Annotated in this window: 28 protein-coding genes and 1 riboswitch; of the genes, 14 read left to right on the top strand and 14 right to left on the bottom strand. The window is 34.4% G+C overall.

What is annotated here, in order from left to right:
- Nucleotides 1-25: 25 nt before the first annotated feature.
- The gene (mtaB, locus tag INR76_RS09360) at nt 26-1,363 is read left to right on the top strand and encodes a tRNA (N(6)-L-threonylcarbamoyladenosine(37)-C(2))-methylthiotransferase MtaB (protein WP_223107643.1); all 1,338 of its coding nucleotides are present in this window, start codon (nt 26-28) and stop codon (nt 1,361-1,363) included.
- On the opposite strand, the gene INR76_RS09365 is transcribed toward mtaB, so the two are convergent.
- Both INR76_RS09365 and INR76_RS09370 read right to left on the bottom strand, forming a co-directional pair.
- Nucleotides 1,360-1,659, bottom strand: coding sequence for a GNAT family N-acetyltransferase (locus INR76_RS09365; protein ID WP_223107644.1), 300 nt, complete (start codon nt 1,657-1,659; stop codon nt 1,360-1,362). The genes mtaB and INR76_RS09365 overlap by 4 nt on opposite strands.
- Nucleotides 1,660-1,681: 22 nt before the next feature.
- The gene (locus INR76_RS09370; RefSeq protein ID WP_223107645.1) at nt 1,682-2,398 is read right to left on the bottom strand and encodes a pirin family protein; all 717 of its coding nucleotides are present in this window, start codon (nt 2,396-2,398) and stop codon (nt 1,682-1,684) included.
- Nucleotides 2,399-2,490: 92 nt separating this feature from the next.
- Here INR76_RS09370 and INR76_RS09375 point away from each other — a divergent pair, with 92 nt between their 5' ends.
- On the top strand, nt 2,491-3,153 hold the full coding sequence (locus INR76_RS09375; RefSeq protein ID WP_223107646.1) for an alpha/beta hydrolase: 663 nt from the start codon (nt 2,491-2,493) through the stop codon (nt 3,151-3,153).
- Between the two features lie 60 nt (nt 3,154-3,213).
- Nucleotides 3,214-4,146 (top strand): lytic transglycosylase domain-containing protein, encoded by a 933-nt coding sequence (locus tag INR76_RS09380; RefSeq protein ID WP_223107648.1) that lies wholly within the window; start codon nt 3,214-3,216, stop codon nt 4,144-4,146.
- Nucleotides 4,147-4,225: 79 nt separating this feature from the next.
- On the opposite strand, the gene INR76_RS09385 is transcribed toward INR76_RS09380, so the two are convergent.
- Nucleotides 4,226-4,930 carry a redoxin domain-containing protein gene (locus tag INR76_RS09385; RefSeq protein WP_223107649.1) on the bottom strand — a complete coding sequence of 235 codons (705 nt, stop codon included), beginning with the start codon at nt 4,928-4,930 and terminating at the stop codon, nt 4,226-4,228.
- Nucleotides 4,931-5,072: 142 nt separating this feature from the next.
- A complete protein-coding gene (locus INR76_RS09390; protein ID WP_223107651.1) occupies nt 5,073-5,645 on the bottom strand; it encodes a DUF2892 domain-containing protein in 573 nt (190 codons plus the stop codon).
- 160 nt (nt 5,646-5,805) lie between these two features.
- On the opposite strand from INR76_RS09390, the gene rpmH reads away from it, so the two are divergent.
- Together rpmH and carB are read left to right on the top strand one after the other, a co-directional pair.
- Complete coding sequence (gene rpmH, locus INR76_RS09395; protein ID WP_114492135.1) at nt 5,806-5,964, top strand: 50S ribosomal protein L34; 159 nt, start codon at nt 5,806-5,808, stop codon at nt 5,962-5,964.
- Between the two features lie 100 nt (nt 5,965-6,064).
- Nucleotides 6,065-8,917, top strand: a complete 2,853-nt coding sequence (gene carB, locus INR76_RS09400; protein WP_223107652.1) for a carbamoyl-phosphate synthase large subunit — start codon at nt 6,065-6,067, stop codon at nt 8,915-8,917.
- A 51-nt stretch (nt 8,918-8,968) separates the two neighbouring features.
- Here the strand turns inward: carB and INR76_RS09405 are convergent, their stop codons facing one another.
- The 6 genes from INR76_RS09405 to INR76_RS09430 form a co-directional block, all read right to left on the bottom strand.
- The gene (locus tag INR76_RS09405) at nt 8,969-9,520 is read right to left on the bottom strand and encodes an acyl-CoA thioesterase (protein WP_223107654.1); all 552 of its coding nucleotides are present in this window, start codon (nt 9,518-9,520) and stop codon (nt 8,969-8,971) included.
- Nucleotides 9,521-9,889, bottom strand: coding sequence for a 6-phosphogluconate dehydrogenase (locus INR76_RS09410; protein WP_223107655.1), 369 nt, complete (start codon nt 9,887-9,889; stop codon nt 9,521-9,523).
- A 13-nt stretch (nt 9,890-9,902) separates the two neighbouring features.
- The gene (gene rmuC, locus INR76_RS09415; RefSeq protein WP_223107656.1) at nt 9,903-11,222 is read right to left on the bottom strand and encodes a DNA recombination protein RmuC; all 1,320 of its coding nucleotides are present in this window, start codon (nt 11,220-11,222) and stop codon (nt 9,903-9,905) included.
- A gap of 122 nt (nt 11,223-11,344) precedes the next feature.
- Nucleotides 11,345-12,139 (bottom strand): ABC transporter ATP-binding protein, encoded by a 795-nt coding sequence (locus INR76_RS09420; protein ID WP_223107657.1) that lies wholly within the window; start codon nt 12,137-12,139, stop codon nt 11,345-11,347.
- Nucleotides 12,139-13,170, bottom strand: coding sequence for an iron ABC transporter permease (locus INR76_RS09425; RefSeq protein ID WP_223107658.1), 1,032 nt, complete (start codon nt 13,168-13,170; stop codon nt 12,139-12,141). Before INR76_RS09425 ends, INR76_RS09420 begins: the two co-directional genes overlap by 1 nt.
- A gap of 2 nt (nt 13,171-13,172) precedes the next feature.
- Nucleotides 13,173-14,327 (bottom strand): ABC transporter substrate-binding protein, encoded by a 1,155-nt coding sequence (locus tag INR76_RS09430; protein WP_223107659.1) that lies wholly within the window; start codon nt 14,325-14,327, stop codon nt 13,173-13,175.
- A gap of 50 nt (nt 14,328-14,377) precedes the next feature.
- Nucleotides 14,378-14,585: riboswitch (cobalamin riboswitch) on the top strand.
- Between the two features lie 32 nt (nt 14,586-14,617).
- Between INR76_RS09430 and INR76_RS09435 the strand changes: the two genes are divergently transcribed.
- Both INR76_RS09435 and INR76_RS09440 read left to right on the top strand, forming a co-directional pair.
- Nucleotides 14,618-16,450 carry a TonB-dependent siderophore receptor gene (locus INR76_RS09435; RefSeq protein WP_223107660.1) on the top strand — a complete coding sequence of 611 codons (1,833 nt, stop codon included), beginning with the start codon at nt 14,618-14,620 and terminating at the stop codon, nt 16,448-16,450.
- 5 nt (nt 16,451-16,455) lie between these two features.
- A complete protein-coding gene (locus tag INR76_RS09440) occupies nt 16,456-17,535 on the top strand; it encodes a YncE family protein (protein ID WP_223107661.1) in 1,080 nt (359 codons plus the stop codon).
- A gap of 66 nt (nt 17,536-17,601) precedes the next feature.
- Here INR76_RS09440 and INR76_RS09445 read toward each other — a convergent pair whose 3' ends face one another.
- Nucleotides 17,602-19,002, bottom strand: coding sequence for a S41 family peptidase (locus INR76_RS09445; RefSeq protein ID WP_255592568.1), 1,401 nt, complete (start codon nt 19,000-19,002; stop codon nt 17,602-17,604).
- A gap of 217 nt (nt 19,003-19,219) precedes the next feature.
- On the opposite strand from INR76_RS09445, the gene INR76_RS09450 reads away from it, so the two are divergent.
- From INR76_RS09450 to INR76_RS09465, 4 genes are read left to right on the top strand one after another with little or no spacing between them, the layout of a single operon-like run.
- The gene (locus INR76_RS09450; protein ID WP_223107662.1) at nt 19,220-19,726 is read left to right on the top strand and encodes an RNA polymerase sigma factor; all 507 of its coding nucleotides are present in this window, start codon (nt 19,220-19,222) and stop codon (nt 19,724-19,726) included.
- Nucleotides 19,713-20,153 (top strand): hypothetical protein, encoded by a 441-nt coding sequence (locus INR76_RS09455; protein WP_223107663.1) that lies wholly within the window; start codon nt 19,713-19,715, stop codon nt 20,151-20,153. Before INR76_RS09450 ends, INR76_RS09455 begins: the two co-directional genes overlap by 14 nt.
- Before the next feature lie 17 nt (nt 20,154-20,170).
- Complete coding sequence (locus INR76_RS09460) at nt 20,171-20,707, top strand: DUF4252 domain-containing protein (protein WP_223107664.1); 537 nt, start codon at nt 20,171-20,173, stop codon at nt 20,705-20,707.
- Nucleotides 20,708-20,709: 2 nt separating this feature from the next.
- Nucleotides 20,710-21,279, top strand: coding sequence for a DUF4252 domain-containing protein (locus INR76_RS09465; RefSeq protein ID WP_223107665.1), 570 nt, complete (start codon nt 20,710-20,712; stop codon nt 21,277-21,279).
- Nucleotides 21,280-21,352: 73 nt separating this feature from the next.
- Here INR76_RS09465 and purB read toward each other — a convergent pair whose 3' ends face one another.
- From purB to INR76_RS09480, 3 genes are all read right to left on the bottom strand, one after another.
- Nucleotides 21,353-22,696, bottom strand: coding sequence for an adenylosuccinate lyase (gene purB, locus INR76_RS09470; RefSeq protein WP_223107666.1), 1,344 nt, complete (start codon nt 22,694-22,696; stop codon nt 21,353-21,355).
- A gap of 62 nt (nt 22,697-22,758) precedes the next feature.
- The gene (locus INR76_RS09475) at nt 22,759-23,346 is read right to left on the bottom strand and encodes a hypothetical protein (RefSeq protein ID WP_223107667.1); all 588 of its coding nucleotides are present in this window, start codon (nt 23,344-23,346) and stop codon (nt 22,759-22,761) included.
- Nucleotides 23,346-24,026, bottom strand: a complete 681-nt coding sequence (locus INR76_RS09480; protein ID WP_223107668.1) for an NAD-dependent deacylase — start codon at nt 24,024-24,026, stop codon at nt 23,346-23,348. Before INR76_RS09480 ends, INR76_RS09475 begins: the two co-directional genes overlap by 1 nt.
- Before the next feature lie 46 nt (nt 24,027-24,072).
- Here INR76_RS09480 and INR76_RS09485 point away from each other — a divergent pair, with 46 nt between their 5' ends.
- From INR76_RS09485 to INR76_RS09495, 3 genes are read left to right on the top strand one after another with little or no spacing between them, the layout of a single operon-like run.
- Entirely contained in the window at nt 24,073-24,729 is a 657-nt protein-coding gene (locus INR76_RS09485) for an RNA methyltransferase (RefSeq protein ID WP_223107669.1), read from the top strand.
- Between the two features lie 37 nt (nt 24,730-24,766).
- Nucleotides 24,767-25,141, top strand: coding sequence for a VOC family protein (locus tag INR76_RS09490; protein WP_223107670.1), 375 nt, complete (start codon nt 24,767-24,769; stop codon nt 25,139-25,141).
- A 16-nt stretch (nt 25,142-25,157) separates the two neighbouring features.
- Entirely contained in the window at nt 25,158-25,730 is a 573-nt protein-coding gene (locus INR76_RS09495) for a non-canonical purine NTP diphosphatase (RefSeq protein WP_223107671.1), read from the top strand.
- Nucleotides 25,731-25,736: the final 6 nt, after the last annotated feature.

The following is a 25,736-nucleotide window of genomic DNA, read 5'->3' on the forward strand; positions in this document are numbered from 1 at the left end:
GCTCACATTTGTCAAAAATACAAGAATGAACGCTACAAAAAAAGTTGCATTTTATACCTTGGGCTGTAAGCTCAACTTTAGTGAAACCTCTACCATTGCTCGTAATTTTAAAGATGAAGGATTTTCTCGAGTAGAGTTTTCAGAAAAGGCAGATATATATGTAATTAATACGTGTAGTGTTACTGAAAACGCTGATAAACGTTTTAAAACTATTGTAAAAAAAGCACAACAAGTAAATCCAGATGCTTTTGTGGCTGCAGTGGGTTGTTATGCTCAATTAAAACCCGAAGAGTTGGCAGATGTGCAAGGAGTTGATTTGGTATTGGGCGCCACTGAAAAATTTAAAATCACAGATTACTTAAACGATCTTTCCAAAAATGATTTTGGCGAAGTACATTCCTGTGAAATCAACGAAGCAGATTTTTATGTAGGATCTTACTCAATAGGTGATCGCACCAGAGCCTTTTTAAAAGTACAAGATGGATGTGATTATAAATGTACATATTGTACTATTCCATTGGCAAGAGGGATATCAAGAAGTGATACTCTTGAAAATGTACTGAATAATGCTGCTGAAATTTCAGAAAAAGGAATTAAAGAAATTGTATTAACCGGTGTTAATATTGGTGACTACGGAAAAGGGGAGTTTGGTAATAAAAAACATGAACATACTTTTTTTGAATTATGTGAAGCACTTGATGAAGTTGAAGGCATTGAGCGTCTTCGCATTTCATCAATTGAACCCAATTTGCTTAAAAACGAAACTATTGACTTTGTAGCAGACTCAAATACATTTGTACCGCATTTTCATATTCCGCTTCAAAGCGGAAGTAACGATTTGTTAAAGTTAATGCGTCGTCGGTATATGAGTGAATTATATGTTGATAGAGTAAAACGTATTAAGAAAGTAATGCCTCATGCGTGTATAGGTGTTGATGTAATAGTAGGTTTTCCAGGTGAAACAGAAGAGCGTTTTTTAGAAACGTATAACTTTTTGAATGAGCTTGATATATCATATCTACACGTTTTTACTTATTCTGAACGTGATAATACACCGGCTGCAGAAATGGATGGTGTAGTGCCAAACAAAGTGAGGAAAAAACGAAGCAAAATGCTACGAGGGCTTTCAGCAAAAAAACGTAGAGCTTTTTATGAAAGCCAGTTAGGTACTGTGCGAACTGTTTTATTTGAAGGTGAAAACAAAAAAGGATATATTCATGGCTTTACTGAAAATTATGTAAAAGTAAAAACCCCTTGGAATCCTGCGTTAGTAAACACACTTCATAGCATTGAACTTACTGAAATTGATACAGATGGATTGGTGCGATTTGAGTTTATAAATGAAAAAGCTTTGGCTAGTTAAATACTAATACCTACAGGTAATAAATCTCTATATTTTCTTCTGTTTTTGCGCATAAAACCGGCAATTTCAGGGCTTGTGGGTACGAGGCTAATCCCTCTGTTTTTTACTTCTTCAAAAACGGCTCTTATAAATATATCTCTAAAGCCTTGATCTTCTAGGTCTTCAGGCATATCATATTTTGTTAAAAAGATTTTTCTGTCCTGGAGGGCATATTCAATACGAGCCATATTATCTCCTATTTCAAGTTCAAACTGTCTTAAAAACTCATTATCAGTAATTTCTACCTCTTCAATCATGGGAGTTGTTTTTAATTAATTATTAGTTCATCGGTACTTCAATCAATAAAACGTGACTGTTTTTGTGTGCTGTAATTGAGATAGTGTTGGTTTCCCAAATTCCTATAGCGTCTCGTTTATTAAGTGTTTCATTATCAACAAGAATAGTGCCGTCTATAACAAAAACGTATACACCATGAGATTTGTTATGTAATGAATAGGTTGTTTCAGTTTGTTTTGAAAATTTACCAATGCTAAAATAGGCTTGTTGATGTATCCAAAGTTCGTCTTCGTTTGCTTCAGACTTTGGCTTTACAATCGTACTAAATGTATTGTCTTTTAATAAAGGAGCAATCTTCTTTTGGTTATATCTAGGGCTTACATTTTCTCTTTCTGGAAGAATCCAAATTTGAAATAAAGTAACTGCTTCGTGGGGACTTGCATTTACTTCACTATGTTCAACACCAGAGCCGGCACTCATAACTTGAATATCTCCAGAATGTATAACTCCAGAATTTCCCATAGAATCTTGATGTTTTAAAGCACCAGATTGAGGGATGGTTACAATTTCCATATTCTTATGAGGATGTTTGCCAAAACCCATAGAAGGATCTACTTGGTCATCGTTTAACACACGTAGTTTACCAAACTGAATACGTTCAGGATTAAAATAATTGGCAAAACTAAATGAATACCGAGCTTGCAACCAGCCAAAATTTGCTGTTCCACGACTCTCAGCAGGATGTAAAATCTTTTTCATACGCTCCAATAGCTATAAGATAATAGTATCTTTGCCTAACAAAGTTACAAAAAATAAGATTGATGATACGTTTTCATTTTTATTAATCCTTTATGGCTTCAAAAATTATTCACGTTTATTTTGTTCCGGGAATGGCTGCCGGAAAAGAAATTTTTAAAAATATTAACCTTCCAGAAGACCGCTTTAAAATCCATATTCTTGAATGGTTAATTCCTGAAAAAAATGAGCCGTTAAAGGTATATGCTAAAAGAATGGCAGATAGAGTTACTGAGCCTAACTCTGTCTTGGTAGGCGTTTCTTTTGGTGGAGTAGTAGTGCAAGAAATGGCTCAGTTTCTTACTTTGAAAAATTTAATTATAATTTCTAGCGTAAAATCAAAAAGAGAATTACCAACTCGTATGAAATTTGCTAGTAAAACAGGTGCTTATAAACTTATACCTACTAGATTGGTGTTGAGTGCAGATGATCTTACCAAGTTTTCTGTAGGACCAAGATCCAAAAAAAGACTTCAGTTATATCAAGAGTTTCTTCACGTACGGGATAAGCAATATTTAGATTGGGCAATAAAAAACATGGTAAAGTGGCAACGTGCTGAGCCGCTAGAGAATGTTGTGCATATTCATGGAGACAAAGACATAGTTTTTCCTATTAAAAATATTCACGATTGTATAAAACTAGAAGGAGGGACTCATATTATGCTCTTAAATAAAGGAAAGCAAGTTTCAGAAAAAATTGTTGAAATTATTTCTAGCTGAAATCTGTTAATTAATTGAAAAGCGCTATATTATTAATTATCTTTAATAAAAAAATAAGTTATGAGTTTTTTATCAAAAATAGGATTGGGAGCTATACTATTTGCAGTAAGTGGATTATGTGTAAATGCTGTTCAAGATCCGCCTACCAATGAGCGTTTAGAAAAGAATTTGGTAAATGATTATAATATCTATGCATTACCATTGCCAGAAACGATGGATTTTGCCGGAGAACCTGTCCCTTTAGACGAACCTGATATTCGTGAACGCTTAGACAGAGAGTTGTTGGTTAATACCTATTGGCAATCTAACGGTTTACTTATCATAAAACGAGCTAATAAATACTTTCCAATTATTGAGCCTTTATTAGAAAAATATGGGCTGCCCGATGACTTTAAATATCTAGCAGTTGCTGAAAGTGCTTTGGAAAACAATAGTTCTCCGGCTGGAGCTGCCGGGTTTTGGCATTTTTTAAGTAGCACCGGTCGAGAGTATGGTTTGGAAATTAATGATTATGTTGATGAGCGATATAACCTAGAATTAGCAACCAAGGTAGCTGCTGAATATCTTAAAAAATCAAAGGAGCGTTTTGGAAGTTGGACATTGGCAGCCGCTGCATATAACGCCGGCAATTATGGTGTGAGTAAACAAATTGATAGACAAAAAGCAGATAATGATTACTATGATATTCTTTTAAATAACGAAACCAGTCGTTATGTTTTCAGAATATTGGCTTTTAAAGAGATTCTCTCAAATCCTAAAAAGTATGGATTTAATTATAGAGAAAAAGATTTATACCAACCAGTTCCTACGTACAAGGTTAAAGTTGATACTGCGGTAACAGATTTTCCTGCTTTTGCTAAGCAGTTTGGTATCAATTATAAGATCTTAAAAATACACAATCCTTGGCTTCGCGAAACGTATTTAAAAAACGCTTCAAGGAAAGAGTATATGATTGAAATTCCGGAAAAAGGGTATTATACGCCATCCAAATAATGCTTCTGAAACAACTATAATTAAAGAGGCCAATGCTTATTACACATTGGCCTCTTACTATTTGGTTAGTTTTCCTTTTTTAAGGATTGTCTTTTACTACTAAATCTGTTTGTTTATTAGTATCAAAGCTTTTAAGAAGTGATACTCCATTGTGATACGAATCATAATTCATATCAAATGAAACATCATAAGATTCATTATAAGGATGCAAAACTCCACGTCTTACATCAATTATTGTTTTATTTGAGTCAACAAAAAAAGATGTAGGAAACCCTAAGCTATGCTTCATTGTTTCAATAATGTGATCGTGTGTGTTTTCAGTTTCGTCTACATAAAGAATAGTAATATCGCTACTGTACTCACGTGCTTTTTTTCTAGCTTTCTTTTTAGAGTCCCAAAAAAGAACTACAAAATCTATTTCATCTTTGTTTTCTTCGGCTATCTTATTCAATGCCGGAATTTCTCCAATACCTGGCGTACACCAAGAAGCATACGTAATTAAGAAAACAGGTTTTTCAAAATCATAAAAGTTAACTTTTTTTCCACTAGTTTTTCGCACAGCAAAATCGTCTAGACGGCTGCCGTTAATTACATTGTTAATTAATGAATCAAACAAAAATTGGGCTCGGTCATAATTTTGGTCAATATAAGCCTGATTCGATTGAAACTTATATTTTTTGATATTGTTTCCAATCGCTTGAGAGAATAGGTTTTCATCCTCTGCTTCTTGAGAGAATACTGAAAATGAGACCAATAAAAAAAGGAGAAGTAGTTTTCTACTCATACGCATTCATACTTATTGACTATTCAAAAGTATGAAGATGTTAAGAGAAAAATGTATTTTTTCGTTTAACCATTAGCTATAATCGTTAAAGCGTAAAAAAAAGTAGGAGTGTACGTGGATACACGTATGTAGTTGTAAGAATTTATCGACGTCCTCCACGGCGTCCCGCTCTTCCGCCACCAAAGTGTTGATTAGGTTGTCCGGCTCTTTTCATTTGCTGTTTCATCATTTTTATTTGATCATCCAGCATATTGTGTTTGTCTAGCTTTTGAGCCTCTTTCATTAATATCTGTGCTTCTCTTTTTCGGTTTTTGGTCATTGCAATTCCGGCGAGGTTTAATTTTGCCATTGCCATATCTGCACTCATATTTAACCCTAGGTTTACAGCTTTTTTGAAATGTTTTTCAGCTTCATTCATATTGGTTTGAGATACCATTAAACCATTAAGGTAATAGTAGTATCCTTGTTGTTTTTGTACTAGAGAAGCTTTAGGGTTTTTAATTTTGTCCAACCATTTTTTTGCACCGGCAAAATTTTGTTTTCTTAGCTGAAGAAAAGCCAGTAAGATAATTTCGTTTTTGAAGTATAAGAAAACAAAAATTAGGGAAAGAAGTATAAACATAATCCCGTTGCCAATATTGTTTTCAAAAAACTGCCAAACAGCAACACCAATAATCAATGCTGCTAATACTAATTTTATATTTTTGTTGAACATGCAATCACTATTTTTATAGGGACGGCAAAGGTAGTAAAAACAAATAAATATTTTTTCAATTTTCCGTTTGGAAAGCTAAAAAATGATTGTATATTTGCACCCGACTTTGAAAGAGGTCTAAATAAAAAAATTTTCAGAAGAAGTTATAACCTAAGTTACAATGAAAAGAACATTTCAGCCATCAAAGAGAAAAAGAAGAAATAAACACGGTTTTAGAGAGCGTATGGCTTCAGTAAACGGTAGAAAAGTTTTAGCTGCGCGTAGAGCGAAAGGCAGAAAAAAGCTTTCTGTATCTTCTGAAACACGTCACAAAAAATAATGTTTATATCTTAGAAAATAATAAAGGTGTTGTTTTTATACAACGCCTTTTTTTATACCCTAATGCTTCGTAATTTTGCACACCTAAAAAGATCTTTACAATGCCCAAAGACACTAATTTAAAATCGATACTTATCATAGGTTCTGGTCCTATAGTAATTGGTCAAGCCTGTGAATTTGATTATTCTGGTTCTCAATCATTACGTTCTTTACGAGAAGACGGAATTGAAACAATACTTATAAATAGTAATCCCGCAACAATTATGACGGACCCTGCGATGGCAGATCACGTGTACTTGTTGCCACTTACTACAAAATCGCTAATTAAAATATTAAAGGAACACCCACAAATAGATGCCGTATTACCAACTATGGGAGGTCAAACTGCATTAAACCTTTGTATTGAAGCCGATGAAAAAGGAATTTGGGAAGACTTCGGTGTAAAGTTAATTGGTGTTGATATTGATGCTATTAATATTACTGAAGACAGAGAAGAGTTTAAACAATTAATGGGGCGAATAGACATTCCTGTGGCACCTGCAAAAACGGCAAAATCTGTTCTTCAAGGAAAAGAAATTGCTCAAGAATTTGGTTTACCATTGCTTATCCGTGCTTCCTTTACCTTGGGTGGTGCAGGAGCTGCTTTTGTAGAAACAGAACATGAATTTGAAGAGGCTCTTTCTCACGGTCTAGAGGTTTCGCCTATCCACGAAGTACTTATTGATAAAGCCTTACAAGGTTGGAAAGAATATGAACTTGAACTATTACGTGATAAAAATGACAACGTAGTTATTATCTGTACGGTTGAAAATATGGATCCAATGGGGATTCACACAGGTGATTCTATAACAGTTGCTCCGGCAATGACCTTAAGTGATTCTGCTTTTCAGCGTATGCGTGATATGGCCATCAAGATGATGCGTAATATAGGTGATTTTGCAGGTGGTTGTAACGTGCAATTTGCTGTAAGTCCAGATGAAAAAGAAGATATTATTGCTATTGAGATTAACCCACGAGTTTCACGTTCATCAGCGTTAGCTTCAAAAGCAACAGGTTATCCTATTGCCAAAATTGCTGCAAAACTAGCTTTAGGGTATACTCTTGACGAGTTGGATAACCAAATTACCAAAACTACATCAGCTTTATTTGAACCAGCGTTAGACTACGTTATTGTTAAAATTCCTCGTTGGAATTTTGACAAATTTGAAGGTTCAAACCGTGTTTTAGGTCCACAAATGAAAGCTGTAGGAGAGGTGATGGGGATTGGTCGCTCTTTCCAAGAAGCCTTGCATAAAGCCACACAATCTCTTGAAATTAAAAGAAACGGAATAGGAGCCGATGGTAAAGGGTATACAGATTATGAACAAATACTTGAAAAACTTGAAAACCCAAGTTGGGATCGAGTGTTTGTAATTTATGATGCGATACAATTAGGAATTCCATTAAGCCGCATTCACGAGATTACCAAAATAGATATGTGGTTTTTACGCCAGTATGAAGAGTTATTTCTGCTTGAAAAAGAAATTTCAGAATACACATTAGATACTCTCCCACGTGAGTTATTACTAGAAGCAAAGCAAAAAGGATATGGTGATAGACAAATAGCTCATATGCTTAAATGCCTTGAGAGTGAGGTGTATAAAAAACGTGAAGAGTTAAACATTCAACGTGTTTACAAACTAGTTGATACCTGTGCCGCAGAATTTGTTGCACAAACACCTTATTACTATTCAACATTTGAAAATGAAGTTGAAACAGCCGATGGTAAACGCTACATTGAGAATGATAGTAAAGTTTCAGATAAAAAGAAAATCATCGTATTAGGTTCAGGGCCTAACCGTATTGGGCAAGGTATTGAGTTTGATTACTGTTGTGTTCACGGTGTTTTGGCAGCCGCAGAATGTGGCTATGAAACCATTATGATAAACTGTAACCCTGAAACTGTTTCTACCGATTTTGACATCGCTGACAAATTATATTTTGAACCGGTTTTCTGGGAACATATCTATGACATCATTCGTCACGAAAATCCGGAGGGAGTTATCGTTCAGTTAGGTGGTCAAACCGCTTTAAAGCTGGCAGAAAAGCTAGATCGCTATGGAATAAAAATTATGGGAACAAGCTATCAAGCTTTAGATTTAGCTGAAGATCGCGGTAGTTTCTCTACATTATTAAAAGAGAATAATATTCCTTATCCAAGATTTGGTACTGCAGAAACTACTGAAGAAGCCATGCAATTGGCAGATGAACTAGACTTTCCGTTATTGATAAGACCTTCTTATGTATTAGGTGGTCAAGGGATGAAAATTGTAATCAATAAAAAAGAGCTAGAAGCTCACGTAGTAGATTTACTTCGGAAAATACCAAACAATAAGCTGCTTTTAGACCATTATCTTGATGGAGCTATTGAAGCCGAGGCCGATGCAATTTGTGACGGTGAAAATGTTTACATTATAGGAATTATGGAGCATATTGAGCCCTGCGGAATTCACTCAGGAGATTCAAATGCGTTGCTACCACCATTCAGCTTAGGAGATCTGGTAATTCAGCAAATAAAAGATCATACTGAAAAAATTGCTCTAGCACTTAATACAGTTGGATTAATCAATATTCAGTTTGCAATCAAAGATGATCAAGTGTATATTATTGAAGCCAATCCACGTGCTTCGAGAACAGTTCCTTTTATTGCAAAAGCGTATGGTGAGCCGTATGTAAATTATGCGACAAAAGTAATGTTGGGTAAAAAGAAACTTTCAGACTTTGATTTTAATCCGCATCTAGAAGGATACGCAATTAAACAACCGGTATTTAGTTTTAATAAATTCCCAAAAGTGAATAAGCAACTTGGGCCAGAAATGAAAAGTACCGGAGAAAGTATCTTATTCATAGAAAACTTGAAAGACGATGACTTTTATGACTTATATGCACGAAGAAAAATGTATTTAACTCGATAAAAGCTTCACATAAGCCTTAAAAAAAAAGCAGAACATAATGTTCTGCTTTTTTTATTTGTTGTACGCTACAATCACGTTATGTGAATCGAGCTCTTTTATATGTTTATCAAGCTTAAAATCTTCAGCATTAAAATCATTTTTTCTTTCTTTCTTGATGGTTTGGCGATGCGCACTTTTTAAAAAGCGTCTTATTTCTAGTTTTGAATCTAAAATTAAACCAGGAACTTCCACATTTTTACCATCGTCATCCTTGGCAACCATAGTAAAATAGGATGAGTTGCAGTGTTTTTTTACACCGCTATGAATGTTTTCAGCTTCTACGCGTATACCAATAATCATAGATGTTTTACCTACGTAATTCACAGAAGCTTTCATAGTTACAAGTTCACCTACTTCAATAGGTTTTAAAAAGTTTACTGTATCAACAGAGGCCGTCACGCAATAGTTTTTACTGTGTTTTGAGGCACAAGCAAACGCTATTTGATCCATTAACGATAAAATATACCCTCCGTGTATTTTTCCACTAAAATTGGTATGTGAGGGTAGCATTAATTCAGAAATTGTTACTTGCGACTCTTCAACGTGTTTATGAAGTTTTTTCATTTAATTTCTATTAAAATGTGGCGAATTTTCTTCGGAAACATCTGTGACAAAATACTTGGTATCACCCCAAAAGAAAAACGTATCATAGCGTTCTACATAGGTAAGTTTTACATATCTGCCTTGAAACTCTTTTAGTTTTTCAATTACCTCTTTTTCTTTACTCATAACCGAAAATGAAAAAATTTGTGCGCCGCTTATTCCTTGGCTTATTTCACCTTCCCAAGTTTTTACGACCACGCCTTTATGGCTAAATTTTATAAGTTCGCCGGCACGAGTACCTTCACTATACGTTGCAAAATAAACAAATGCAAAGTAGAGAAGATAGAGTCCTAAAAGACTTCCGAGGATAATAAAAAGTATTTTTTTCATGAGTTTTTGAGTGTTAATCGGCGTCTTCTTCAGAACGTTTCAAAAGTTTGTTGTCAATTGTTTTACTGGCTTTTGCGCCTAATTTTTTTAGCTTTTCTACTCGACGAATTAAGTTACCTTTTCCGGTTAATTTTTTCATAGCACTTTCATAACTGTTTTGTACTGTGCCTATTTGTTTTCCCACTTTTATTAATTCATCGGTTAAATTTGTAAAAGAGTCATACAAAGCTCCTGCTTGTTTTGCAATTTCAAGCGCATTTTGCTTTTGACGATCGTTTTGCCACAAATTGTCAACCAATCGTAATGCTGCTAGTAGGGTTGCAGGAGTTACAATAACTACTTGTTTATCAAATGCTTGTTCATATAGATTAGGCTCGTGAGCCGAAGCAATGGCAAAAGCAGGTTCAATAGGTATAAACATAAACACCGTATCGGGGCTTTCATCAATTAAATATTGATAATTTTTTGCGCTTAATTGATCAACATGTCTTTTTATAGAGGCAATATGCTGCTTTAAATGGCTTTGTTTTTCATCTTCATTTTCTTCTGAAACAAATCGCTCAAAATGAACCAATGATACCTTACTATCAATGATCATTTTTTTGCCATCGGGGAGATGTATTAAAACATCTGTTTGTAATCTTTTACCTTCACTAGTTGTGTGACTGTCTTGTATGGTGTATTCTCTATCTTTTTCAAGACCAGATTTTTCAAGAATTCGGGTTAAAATCAATTCGCCCCAATTACCTTGCATCTTACTGTCACCTTTCAACGCTTTTGTAAGATTATCGGCATCTTTACTCATCTGTTGATTTAATTCTGAAAGATTTTTTATTTGTTCTTTCAGTTCGCTATGACGACCTACATTCTCTTTATTGGTGTCTTCTACTCGTTTTTCAAAGGTTTTTATTTTTTCCTGAAGCGGGTTGAGAAGTACTTCTAGACTTTCTTTATTCTGTTTGGTAAATTTTGTAGATTTTTCTTCTAGGATTTTGTTGGCGAGGTTTTCAAATTCTTTGGTGAACTTTTCCTGTAGCTTTTCTACTTCAGCTTTCTGTTCTCGGTTTTTTTCTTGTAGACTATCGTATTCGGCTCCGGTACGAACCAATTGATTATTTAATGATTCTTTTTCCTTACGTATGGTTTCTCGTTCAGCTTCAACCGCGCCAATACGCTCTTGTAATTTTTCTTCTTGATGTAACAATTGGTTAATACGTTCTTCCAGCTTTCCGGTTTCAGATTTAAGTTTTAACCGTGCAAACAGATTGCCTATAAAGGCACCTATTAAGATACAGACAGCGGATAGAAGTAAAAATAATAGTGTTTCGTTCATTTAAAAAGTAACCTAAATAGGTGTTTTTTTTGAATTAATAAAATTGAATTATAACAGATATCGTAAATATACTAAATAGAAAATTACAGCTTGATATTATTGAATAGAGTTATTAAGAATACTTACTTTTTGATACTAAAACGACCGGTTTTTTTGTCAAAATCAATAGTTTCTTTCGGAAAAAGCGCATCAAAATATCCTGCTTCAATTAAATTACAAGGTGTATCAAAATGATTTGTACTTGAGGTCATAACCAACATTTTGTCACTTAGTTGTATGGCCAGATCAATTTCGTGCGTAGAAAAAAGTATGGTTTTTCCGGTTTCTGAAGTTAATTTTTTCAGTAATTTCAAAATATACGCACGATGGTATAAATCGAGATGGGTAGTGGGTTCGTCGAGAATAATTATAGGTGTATCTTGCGCCAATGCTCTGGCAATAGCTACGCGTTGCATTTGACCATCACTCAGCTCAAAACATTTTCTGTGGGCTAGTTTATGCGTTTCGGTAGCAACTAGGGCTTGTTCTACAGCTTCTTTATCCTTTTGAGATAACTTGCCCATCCAGCTGGTGTAGGGTTGCCTGCCTAGCGAGATTAGCTCAATAACAGATAGGTTTTTAGACGCTGGAGGTTCGGTTAATACTACACTTATTTGATTGGCTACCTGTAAAGTTGAAAGTTGATGTAGTGGTTTTTTGTTAATTGTAATAGCCCCAGAAATTTCAGGTTGCATGCCGGCAAGTGTTCTAAGTAAAGTAGATTTTCCTATTCCATTGGCACCAACGAGTCCAATTAATTCACCTTCAAAACTTGAGAAGTTTATATTTTCAGAAATTACAATTGCTTCTTTCTTTCTGAAATACCCAACATTTAAATTGGTTGCTTGTAATGTACTTTGTTTTTTTTCAGAATTCATTAGAAAAGTAATTTTCGTTTTCTTACCAATAACCATATTACTACCGGAGCTCCAATTAACGAGGTTATGGCGTTGATGGGTAACGTGTATTGACTAAACGGTAGTTGAGCAATGGTGTCACAAATTAATAGTAAAACACTGCCAAAAAGCAATACTGCCGGAATTAAAATTAAATGATTTGAAGTTTTAAAATATTGACGCACCATATGTGGTACTGCCAGCCCCACAAAGGCAATGGGACCTGCAAAAGCAGTAATACCACCTGCCAAAACACTGGTGGCAATAATAATTAAAAATGTAGTTCGCTTGATGCGTAAACCCATACTCTTTGCATAATTTTCGCCTAGTAATAATGCATTTAACGATTTGCTGCTGGCAAAGGCAATGAAAAGACCTATAAGAGTACAAAAACTTAATATTAAAACACTTTCCCAAGACATATTGCCTAAACTACCAAAACTCCAAAAGATGTATTGTTGTAATTTTTCAGCATTACTAAAATATGACAAAACTGCCACCACAGCTGCAGTAACGCTGCCAAACATTAAACCAATTATCAAAATAGCCATCGTGTCTTTTACACGAAAGGTAACTGCCAAAACCGCTAACAGTACTAAAAAACTACCTAGTGCAGAAGCGATAACTAAACTCCATTCACTCAATAAAGCATTACCTAAAAATCCTCCAAATGCTCCGGCTCCCAATATTAAAATAGCTACTCCCAAGCTAGCACCACTGCTTAAGCCTAATACAAATGGTCCTGCCAAAGGATTTCTGAAAAGCGTTTGCATTAATAATCCTGAAACTGCCAAGCCACCACCAGCCATAATAGCTGTTAATGCTTTTGGTAATCTATAATCAAGAATAATAAAATTCCAGGTGTTTTTTGCAGCGTTACCTCCAAAAATTGCTTTAATCACTTCATCTATAGGAATAGCAACCGAACCCAAGCTTATGTTGAATATAAAAAAAGCAAGTAGTAGTACAAGTAACACTACAAAATATGCTTTGTATGTTTTTGTGGTTTGCATTTTTATTTCAGTTTACTGAAAAAGTATAATTCGTGCTCTGGGAGAACTTCTGGATGTACTATTTTTACAACATCTTTTAAAACTAGGTCTGGACGATTGGGTGCCAATTCAAAATAAATTACACCTCCTGTAGGTCCCAGTTTACCGGTATAACTATATACATTGCCTTCTTGAAAAGCTTTAAACTCACTATATACAGCGTGAGCATCATTAAGTTTTTCTTTTTCAGAAAATTGACCGGGACCCAACCAAACGTCGGCATATTTTGCTTTTTCTAAAACTGACTCTAAGTTGAGAGAAAGACTTCCTGTGCCTTTAGTATCTTCCCATAGATATGTGGCGTTAGCATCTTTTATAAACTGTGCGCCCCAGCTTTCTCCATTGGGTAAGTACCATACATCTTTATACATTGCACCACTTAACACAGTAGGTGAAGTTTTGGTTTGTGCAGCTTTTTCTTTTACTGAAAGGTAATCTGTTTCAATGCTTTTAAAAATACTATCTGCTTGTTGCTCTTTATTAAAAAGAGCACCAAAAAACTTGATCCATTCTGCTTTTCCTAAAGGAGATTTTTCAGTCCAATCTGAATTATAAAACACAGGAATTCCCGTTTTTTCAATGGTTGAAACAGTTTTATTATCACCTTTTACTGCAAAAGTAACAACAAGATTAGGGTTTAAATCGATTAATACTTCAGTATTGATAGATTCATTTTTACCCAATTCTTTGATTTCGTTTTTATCTATTCGTTTTCTTGTTTCTTCAGAAGAAATATATGAGAGGTTTGGAAAACCTACTAAAGCTTCTGTTTCTTCTAGCATTTCTAAAGAAGGAATGTGTGTCGTTGAGGTTACAACAATGTTTTTGATAGGAACTTCTACAACCGCATCAAACGTCGCATCTTCTGGTAGTGAACCTTTTTCTTCAATTAAAGCATATTTAAACTCAATATCGGCATCTGGCCACGGTTCTTTTAAGGTAATTACTTTATATCCATCATACTTGTTGATTGTAAACCCTTTTGCATAGTTAATTTCAACCTGGTTTTTAGTTTCATTTGCAGATGCTTTATCTGCTCCTATATCTGGAGATTGCTTATTCTCTTTGCAAGAAAAAAGAAGAATGAAAACGGAGGTAAGTAAGATGATTTTTTGCATATCCAAAAATAAAGGTTTTTGATTGGCTGGTGCAACGAAAATAAAATCTTATTTTTGCATCGAATTTTGGTGAAAATTTCCAACAACGATTGGAAATTTTCTTAAAATGGGAATTCGGTTAGATTCCGAAGCTGTTCCCGCAACTGTAAACCGTCTCATTTGTATGAGATCATGAAAACTTCACCACTGTCCTTTTTGGGATGGGAAGGTTCATTTAAAAGGTAAGCCAGGAGACCTGCCAAGATTTGTTTAAAAAACAAAATAACCTTCGGGAAAAAGGTTTTTGGTTTATGAAACATATTTTTTTCACTTTTATAGCAATAGCATGTATTGCCTTTACAAGTTTTGGGCAAGATAAACCTATAGACCTAGGTGAAGTATTGATTGTAGCAGATACGAAACTGAAAGACTTCAGTAACACTCAACAAACCACTACTATTACAGATAGTGTTATTGATAAAAGTAGACCTTCACTTACCCATTTATTAAACACTAATACTACAATTTATTTTAAAGAAAATGGATTAGGAATGGTATCATCACCTTCTTTCAGAGGGACAACTGCTCAACAAACAGCTGTTGTTTGGAATGGCATTAATATAAACTCACAATTAAATGGTCAAACCGATTTTAATAACATTAACCCAACGGTTTTTGATCAATTAACCGTAAGAAGTGGTGGTGGCAGTGTTCTCTACGGAAGCGGAGCCATTGGCGGTACAATTCATCTTACCAATACTTTAAATTATAAAAGAGGTTTTAGAAATTCGATTACGATAGACTACGGAAGTTTTGATACCTATGGTATAACCTATAACGGTGAGGCATCGTTTAATAAGTTTAGTACTAAAATAGCTATTAACAGAAGCGGATCTGAAAATGATTTTGATTACGTTCAAAAAGAAGGTAAAAACCTCAATGGTAACTATTTTAACACAAGCTTAAATACTACAATTGGGTATAAAATTAATAAGGCAAATACACTTACTCTTTACAATTACGTCTTTGACGGCAAGCGTCATTTTTCTTTAATTTTTCCTTCAGAAATTCCTACAAAATACAATGATTTTAATACCAGAAATTTACTAGAATGGAAAAGTGAATACAATCGATTTACTTCAAAACTGAAACTTGCCTATTTAACTGAATCGTATAAATACTTCCCTAACATAGAAAAATCAAGCTTTTCTACTGCCAATGTAGAAACCCTAACCGCAAAGTATGATGCAGGTTTTGATATTTCAGAAACTATGCAAATTAATGGTGTAGTAGATGTTACTCAAAATAAAGGCGAAGGAACCAATATTCAGCAAGAAACCCGAAATATTACTGCTTTTAATCTATTACTGAAACATAACCTATCGAATCGATTTTTATATGAAATTACCGCTAGAAAAGAAATTACCAATACGTATGAAAGTCCGTTATTATATTCAGTAGGCGCAAGTTTTAAAGCAACAGATTTTTATACTTTAAAGATTAATACTTCAAAAAATTTCAGGATACCAACTTTTAATGATTTGTATTGGCAAGGTAGTGGAAACCCTAACTTAAAACCTGAAACATCCTATCAAGCCGAAATAGGTAATCATTTCAGTTTTAAAAACGGAAAACTTGGTGTTACTGCTTATTACAATGCGCTTCAAGATATGATAAGATGGCTACCTAACGGTTCTGCTTGGATGCCTGTAAATACTGATAAAGTGAAAATTTATGGTCTCGAAAGCCAGTTAGGTTATAATCATTCTATAGCAAAACATAACTTTTCTGTTAATGCTACGTATGCGTATACAGTTTCCAAAAATGATAAAACTGACAAGCAATTAACGTATGTGCCGTATCATAAAGGAACTGCTACACTTGGCTATGCTATCAATAGACTTTCAGCTTATTATCAATTTTTATACGTGGGTGAGGTGTTTACCAATTCAGATAACGATCCTAAGTATAATGTTGATACTTACAATTTATCAACGGTAGGATTGGATTATTCCTTCGGAAAAGATAAAAATTACACAGTAGGCTTTACAATAAGAAACGTATTAAATACAGCTTACGAAAGTGTTGCCAGCAGAGCAATGCCCGGACGAAATTACAATGTACACATAAACCTTAATTTTTAAAAACAATGAAAAAACTAGTAAACCTTTTATTTTTAGCACTAATCATTTCGCTTAGCTTTTCATCGTGTAGCAGCGATGATGATGCACCAATAGAGGAAGAGGAAGAAGTTCCTTTGGGAGAATATGAAAATGGTACGTTTATCCTTAATGAAGGCAACGGTAATCCCGCTACAGCTTCAATTAGCTTTTTGGGCGATGATGGACTTTTGTTAAATGATATTTTTAGAACTGTAAATCCTAATGAAGATGAAATTGGAACCTATCTACAAAATATGTTTTTTGATGAAACGAGAGCGTTTATCATTTCTGGGTCTGCAAATAGTATTACAGTAGTAGATCGTTATACTTTTGAATACATAGCGACAATCTCTTCAGGTTTTGAAAGTCCTAGATATGGTGCTGTTGTAAACGGTAAAGCATACGTTACTAATTATGCAGATTTTGCTACCGGTGATGATGATTTTATGACAGTTATTAACCTAGAAGATTACACTACTACAACTGTAGCTCTTAATAATTGGTCTGAAAAAGTACTAAGCGAAAACGGAAAAATTTATATAGCCAACGGATATTTTGGTAGCGGAAATTCAATTTCAGTATTTAGTCCTCAAAGTAATTCAATTGAAAATGTAATTGACTTAGGAAGTGGTAACTCACCAAATTCTTTTGAAATTGTAGATAATACTCTATATGTTCTTACGTCTGGATTTGGCATTGATGGAAAGATTTTTAAGATCAATCTTTCAAACAATCAAATAGCGCAAACCCTTTCTATCCCTTCTGAAATTGAAGGAGCATCAAACCTCTCTATAGAAGAAGATACTATGTATTTTACTTCGGGAGCGTCAGTTTATAGTGCAAGTATCAACGCAACTTCAATATCATCTACACCTTTATTAACGTATGAGTCAAATTCTGAATATGGTGTTATGTATGGTTTTAATGCAGAAAACCGTTCGTTATATATTGCTGATGGAGGAGATTTTGCTTCAGACAGTGAAATATACCAATACAGTCTAGATGGATCATTAGTAGAAACTTTTACAGTAGGAGTAGGCCCTAATGGTTTTTATGATAATAATTAGATAGTTTTTGTTTCGTATACAAAAAAAGCCGCCTGTTTCTAGGCGGCTTTTTTTAATACAAAGTTTTTATTCAGCAATCATGAGTTGGTGTAGTTTTGAGTTTGCTTTACTTTCAGAAATTTCTTCAAAAACATTCTGAACGTGTCTTGTTTCAACAGGCTTAAAACCGGGAACGATTTCAGACAGTGCTCTAGATAATAGGGGTTCATTTACATCACCTAGTATGCCCAAATTTGCATAATCTTCATCAATCATAATATCTGGTGGCAGTCCGTCAATAAAATCTGTGTTTCCGTTAACATTTGCTGTTTTAAAAACTAATGGAAGCATTGCATAGGTGTGACTAGGGTTGGCTTGGCTTCGAGTAAAATTGGGAGCCGGAGCGTCATACAATAAAAAGGAAGCCTGAAATTTTCCGGTGGTATTTTCACCAATTTGAACTACATTGATATAGGGGTTTAAGCCATTGATAATAAGCTCACTGGCAGATGCCGTTCTATCTGAAGTTAATACATATACAGTGTTAAGGTTTAAGCTATTTATTGCACTTCCGTCGCTTATGGATGCATCAAAGAGACCGTTTTCTGCATACTCTTCTTGGCGATCGTTATTCCATTCTTCAGTATAAAAAATTTCACCATTAAATTGACCAGTAATCATACCTGCCAGATCTACAGCAGTTTCTACTGCTCCGCCACCATTGTACCTCAAATCGAGTACAAGGTCTGTAACATTATCTGATTTTAAATTTGCAAAAGCAGCATTTAGGTTGTTATCAAAATCTTTTATAAATGAATTATACATTATATATCCTATTTTTTGCCCTTGAACATCAAGTGTCTTGGCAATGTAGACCGGATTTTCGGTATATTGTTGTTTGGTTAATGAAACCGATTCTCCAGTAGGGGTTATTGTGTTACCATTTAAGGTGGCTAAACCAATAGTATAATTATCCTGCGATAGTAACTCGTTAAAATTGGTTTCATTTATTTGTTGTCCATCAACGGTGTTAAATATATCACCTCGTTGTAATCCCGCAGACTCGGCATCTGTATCGGGTAAAATATAACGTACATAGCCAAAAACATTTGATGGATTATTAGGATAGCGTACTAGGCCAAACTCCATTCCGTTACTTTTAGAAATACCTGAAAGTTCATTTTCCAATTCAATATAATCATCTACCAGTATACTGAAACGATCTTGTTGAACCGTTAAAAAATCAAATAAACTTTCTGGTGAATCATACGAAGCCAAAAAACTATTTAGCTCTTCATCACTAGCAAACGCGTCATTGGCAAGTTCTGGTTTATCTGCTTTATAGAGGTAGAAAAAATTAAGACCTCTATAAATAAAGTTTTGAATTTCAAGAGTAGTGGCAGTGCGGGGATTATCATCAGTATCTTCAAAACAAGATGTTGTTACAAATGCACAAATTAAAACAAGGAGTATAAGTTTCTTTTTCAAGATATTAGGTTTACATTAATATTTAAAACTATTAACCCTAAATTACCTACAATATTGTAAATAGAAAAAGGGAAAATGTTTACTTATAATATTCAAATATACAATAAGCTAATAGTAAGTGTATTTTTTGCGTTCGAAAAAAGAATGTAACAAAATTTATAGTTGTTCGTCGTAAAGATAGAGAGCAGTAATTAACAGCTTTTACAACCACCAAAAAATGAAACAAAAAGAATTTATAGCAACCGTGCTTCCTTTTAAGGATAAGTTATACCGTCTTGCCAAACGAATTCTAGTTTCAAAAGATGAAGCTGAAGATGCTGTACAAGAAGTGTATTTGAAATTATGGAAGGGAAGAAAAAAAATTTCAGATTATAAAAACCCTGAAGCTTTTGCGGTAACAATGACAAAAAATTATTGTCTGGATCGCTTAAAATCGAAACAAGCTTCAAATTTAAAAATTGTACATAATAATTTTCAAACTTCAGAAAATGTAGAAAAGAAGATTGAAGCCAATGATGGAGTGCAACTGGTTTTTGAAATTATGGAAACCCTACCAGAACAACAACGCATTATATTACAGTTGCGAGATGTAGAACAGTTTGAATTTGCTGAAATAGCCAAAATGCTAGATAGTAATGAGACTGCAATACGCGTAAACCTGTCACGAGCCCGAAAAGCTGTGAGAGAACAATTGATAAAAAAACACAATTATGGAATTAGCTAAAATTGAAAAATTATTGGATGCCTACTTTGAAGGCAACACGAGTCTAGCTGATGAGGCAACCCTACGTGCTTATTTTGCACAAGATGAAATAGCACCACATTTGGCAATGTATCAGCCTATGTTTGTCGGTTTAAGCGCTGCCAAAGAAGAAGTTTCTAACCTAGAAATAGAATTACCAAAACAAAAAGCTACCATTAGCAATTGGTGGTATGGAGTAGCAGCTTCGGTAGTAATAGCTATAGGTGTTGCAGGGTTTATGTTTAATGAACAAAGTAATCAACTTACCCAAGAAGAACAAGAAGCATTGATAGCTTTTGAAAAAACACGAGAAGCTATGAAGCTAATGTCAAAAAACTTTAATCAAGGAGCCGAAGAGCTCGCTCATATATCAACCTTTACACAAACTAAAAACAAAATTTTAAAATAATCTTTAATTAAACACTTATGAAAAAGTCACTCATTTTAATCGCTTTAATGGTAGCACCATTGCTAGCTTCAGCTCAAAACGCATTTGATAGTTTTGAAGATCAAAAAGACGTTACCTCTTTTGTAGCTACCAAAAATATGTTCAAACTCCTTAGTAAAATGGATTTTGACTCAAATGATCCCGAAGTAAAAGAATACTTAGAGCTAGTTAATAACCTAGACAATATCAAAATCTTTACTACAGACAATGTTTCAGTAGCTGCAAAAATGAACGATGCCGTTTCAAGTTATGTATCAAAGTCTTCAAACCTTTCTGAGCTAATGCGCGTAAAAGACGATGGAAAAAACATCAAGTTTTATTCAAAAGCAGGGAAAAACGACAACTTTGTAAGTGAATTGTTAATGCACCTTACAGGAGACCTTGACGGAAAAGAACGTACCGTAATTATGAGCATCACCGGAAACATTGATCTAAAAAAAGTTTCAAAACTTACTAAAGACCTTAACGTTCCCGGAAGCGAAGAACTAAAGAATATTGACCAGAAAAAACAATAATTATGGCACTCATTAAATATGCAATAGGACTAGGAATAGCAGCTTTAACGCTCTTTTCTTGCAGCGATTCAAAATCACTACAGCAATACTTGGTTGACAAACAAGACGATGATAAATTCTTAAAAGTAGATCTAGCTACTAGTTTGTTGCAAAGTGAAGACAGTAATTTTACCCAAGAAGAACAAGAAATATTAAATACGGTAAAAAAAATAAATGTAGTAGCTTATCCATTAAAGGGTGAAAACAAGGTTAACTATCAAGCAGAAAAGGATAAAGTAAAATCAATTCTTGCTGAAGAAAAATACAAAACACTTCTTAAAATGGGCTCAAATAACCGAGGAGCTACTTTAAAATACACTGGAGAAGAAGATGCAATAGATGAATTAATTGTATTTGCAAGTGATGAAGAAAGAGGTTTTGCCGTATTTAGATTATTAGGCGAGAAGATGCGTCCAGATAAAATGATAAAACTTATGCAGTCTATTGATCGTGGCGATATTGATGTTTCTCAATTAAGCGGAATAGGCTCTATAATTGAGGGCAGTTTTGATACAGAGGAAACTATCGATTAAATAAAGTTTAGTTACTAAAAAAAAGCTTCAGATATTTCTGAAGCTTTTTTTTATAGTAAAATGTAAGGTGTAATTAAATACCCGTATAATTTGACGGAGTAATCACTCGCATCTCTTTTTTCACAGCCTCTGAAACTTCTAGGGTTTCAATAAAGTCTGCTATTGATTGTTTGGTTATAGCCTCATTAGTTCTTGTTAAACCTTTTAAAGTTTCATAAGGATTTGCATACCCTTCTCTTCTTAAAATAGTCTGAATGGCTTCAGCAACCACTGCCCAGTTTTTTTCAAGGTCTTCGTTAAATTTTGCTTCATTGAGCAATAACTTATTCAAGCCCTTCAAGGTTGATTGAAAACCTATTAACGTATGACCAATGGGCACGCCAATATTACGTAAAACAGTACTATCGGTCAGGTCACGTTGCAGACGGCTTATAGGAAGTTTTGCAGAAAGATGTTCAAAAATAGCATTGGCAATTCCTAAATTTCCTTCGCTATTTTCAAAATCAATAGGATTCACTTTGTGCGGCATAGCCGAAGAACCTACTTCACCTTTTTTAATTTTTTGTTTAAAATAATCCATAGAAACATAACTCCAAATATCTCTATCGAGGTCAATTAATATGGTGTTAATCCTTTTTAAGCAATCAAATAAAGCCGCCATATGGTCATAATGCTCAATTTGTGTAGTAGGGAAGGAGTGGTGTAAACCTAACGTAGTTTGTACAAAATTTTGTCCAAAAGCTTTCCAATCCTTATCTGGATAAGCTACTTTGTGGGCATTAAAGTTACCCGTAGCACCACCAAATTTGGCTGCACTTTTAATATTGTCTAGCAGATCAAACTGTTCATCTATACGGGTTACAAAAACATTAATTTCTTTTCCTAAGCGTGTAGGAGAAGCCGGTTGACCGTGAGTTCTTGCCAACATAGGTACGTTTGCCCAATCTTCTGCCAACTCTTTCAACTTCTTTTTAACCTCTAGTAATAATGGTACATACACCTCATTCATAGCCTCTTTTAATGACAATGGAATAGCTGTATTATTAATATCCTGCGATGTAAGTCCGAAGTGAATAAACTCTTTAAAGTTTTGAAGGCCTAACGCATCAAACTTTTCCTTAATAAAATATTCAACTGCTTTAACGTCGTGATTGGTTACCTTTTCGGTGTCTTTTATTTTTTGAGCATCTTCAGTAGAAAAATTTGTGTATAATGATCTAAGGTCTTCAAATTTTGAGGTATCAAAATCTTGTAACTGCGGCAGAGGAAGCGTGACCAAAGCGATAAAGTATTCAACTTCTACTTGTACTCGGTATTTTATTAGCGCTTCTTCAGAAAAGAAAGGAATAAGAGATTTTGTTTTTGAAGCGTATCGCCCGTCAATGGGTGAAATTGCTTGTAATGCATTACTAGCCATGGATTGAAATTTAAAGGTGCAAAGATACTAATTTTTAACACCTAACCGCTTATTTTTTAGTTTCAGTTTTTTGTTTTGTTATTTTGAAATGTGTCTATTTGTTTAATCGTTTTTTTGCCTCTTGATTGGTAGCCGGCACTTCCAAGATGGATGTTTTGTTTAATAATTTGTTTTAATTCGGGATGAATCCATTCAAATTCAGTTCCCAAATAATATAGCGCAGTCATTGCGCGTACTTGACAAGCAACTTTCTGTTCTGTGATAAGCCAATCAAAACTACAATCGATGAGGGTTTTTTTATGTTTTTCTGAAAAAACTGCTATTACATCTATATCCTTTTTCTTGTAATTTGAAATAGCAATCAATTCACAAATATGAGCTAATGGTCTCAAGGTTTGATCTAAATTAATGCTGGGTAGGTGTTTAAAAAATAAGTCTAAATGCGGAAGCAACAATTTTGGGTTTTCCAGATAGACAAACTCGAGAACCCAAGCAGCTTTATAAGCCAATTCTGTTTTTGAAGTAAAACAGTAATTTAATAATTCTTCAAAAGTTTGTGGGTTCTCAATTACCCAAAGTGCTGCTTGCATTCGGTTTTCTCGATATGCTTTTTTATAACTCAATTGTTCCAGTAAAGAAGTGTTATTCATTACTTAGAGTTTTCAATTTCTGAAATTACCTTAGGCACGCCGGTAGAAGCATTTTCTGCAAATACGTGAACACGCTCACTTGATGAGATTGAGGGATTGGGATCTACAAAATAAATAGGTGTGTTTTGTGGAGCAAACTGCAGCAATCCTGCGGCGGGATAAACTTGCATAGAAGTTCCTATAATAATGAGTGTTTCGGCTTCAGCAACATACTGTGTAGCTTCATCCATCATGGGCACCATTTCACCAAACCAAACAACGTGAGGCCTCAACTGATAATTATTATCACAGCAATCACCTAGGTGAAGATCTTTTTTCCACTCTAAGATTGTTTTTTCATCTCCGGTACTTCTCACTTTGAGTAACTCGCCGTGAAGGTGAAGAACTCGTTTGCTTCCGGCTCTTTCATGTAGATCGTCTACATTTTGTGTAATTATAGTAACATCGTGGTTTTGTTCTAGTTTGGTTAGCGCTTTATGAGCTTCATTGGGTTTTACTTCTAGAAGTTGTTTTCTTCTTTTATTATAAAAATCTAAAACCAGTTCTGGGTTTTTTGCAAATCCTTCTGGTGAAGCAACTTCCATGATATCATGATTTTCCCACAGACCATTGCTGTCTCTAAAGGTTTTAATTCCGCTTTCTGCACTAACACCGGCACCTGTTAATACAACTATATTCATTAACTTGTTTTTTATATCTTCGTTTTTTTAAAAATACATATTTCTATTGGATACTCAACTTTTTGAATACTTACAAAGCTATCTTACCGAACGCAGACGCTCGCTTTTTAAAGAAGTGTTGGCAAAGCGCACTCGACATTTCACTGTAGTAACCGAAGACGTTTATCAATTACATAATACAAGTGCAGTTATGCGAACGTGTGATGTTTTTGGTATACAAGATTTGCATGTAGTAGAAGAAAAATTGGGCAAACGTGTGGATAGAGAAATAGCAATGGGAGCTCAAAAATGGGTGAGTCTAAATAGATACAGCAGTATTGAAAACTGTATGAAAACACTCAAAAACCAAGATTATCAAATCATAGCAACAACACCTCATAATGATTCAACCGTGTTACAAGACTTTGATATACACAAAAAAAGCGCTTTTTTCTTCGGAAAAGAGAGTGACGGTTTGAGCGATGCTGTTCTTGACAAAGCAGACGGATTTTTAAAAATACCTATGTATGGTTTTACAGAAAGCTTAAACATTTCAGTTTCGGCAGCTATAATTCTTCAAGATGTGGTTACTAGACTTAAGAGAAGTGGTTTGCCTTGGCAACTTTCAGAAGAAGAAAAGCTTGAAATTGAAATGGTCTGGACACAAAAGTGCATCAAAAGTTCAGAAGATATTATTAAACGCTATTACGACCAAAAAAAATAGTATCTTAGGGTTAGGTTTCACTGTAAAAAGTAATATTATGGATCACAACCCTTTTGCTTGGATAGAAATACCCGTAACCAACATGAAACGGGCAATCACATTTTATGAAAAAGTGTTTGATATAACTATAAAGCCGGTTGACTTTGGCGGTTTTAAAATGGGATGGTTTCCGTATACCGAAAATAAACCCGGAGCCACCGGTACTTTAATTCAACAAGAAACCTACGTACCTAGTGAAAAAGGACCCTTGGTTTATTTTTATAGTGAAGACGTATCAAACGAATTAAATAGAGTAGAAAGCGCCGGCGGAAAAATTTATCAAGAAAAAACTGAAATTTCTCCTGAACATGGTTTTATGGGAGCCTTCATAGATTCTGAAGGAAATAGAGTAGCTTTACATTCTCAAAACTAAACCTACATTAAAACCAATGCGATTAGTCTTTGCCACACACAATAAAAACAAACTTAAAGAAGTAAAAGCTTTACTCCCTAGCTATATTGAAGTATTAAGCCTCACTGATATTGGATGCAATGAAGACATACCCGAAACTGCCGATACCATTGAAGGCAACGCAATGTTAAAAGCAAATTACGTACGAGATACCTACAAACTCAATTGCTTTGCAGATGATACAGGACTAGAAGTAAGATCTTTAAACGGCGAGCCTGGAGTTTACAGCGCCAGATATGCAGGAGAAGACAAAGACTCTGAAGCAAATATGCAAAAACTCTTACAAAACCTAGAAAATAAAGAAGACCGTTCTGCAAGGTTTAAAACAGCAATCGCATTAACATTAAACAACTCTGAAATATTATTTCTAGGAATTTGTGAAGGACAAATTACTACAGAAAAAAAGGGAACCGGTGGTTTTGGCTACGATCCTATTTTTAAACCCGATGGTTGTGAAGAGACCTTTGCCGAAATGAAACTCACTCAAAAAAGCGAAATAGGTCACAGAGGAAAAGCAATGCGACAACTCATAGAATACCTTTCTGAATAAAAACTA

Source organism: Marixanthomonas sp. SCSIO 43207 (genome assembly GCF_019904255.1).
Lineage (GTDB): Bacteria > Bacteroidota > Bacteroidia > Flavobacteriales > Flavobacteriaceae > Marixanthomonas.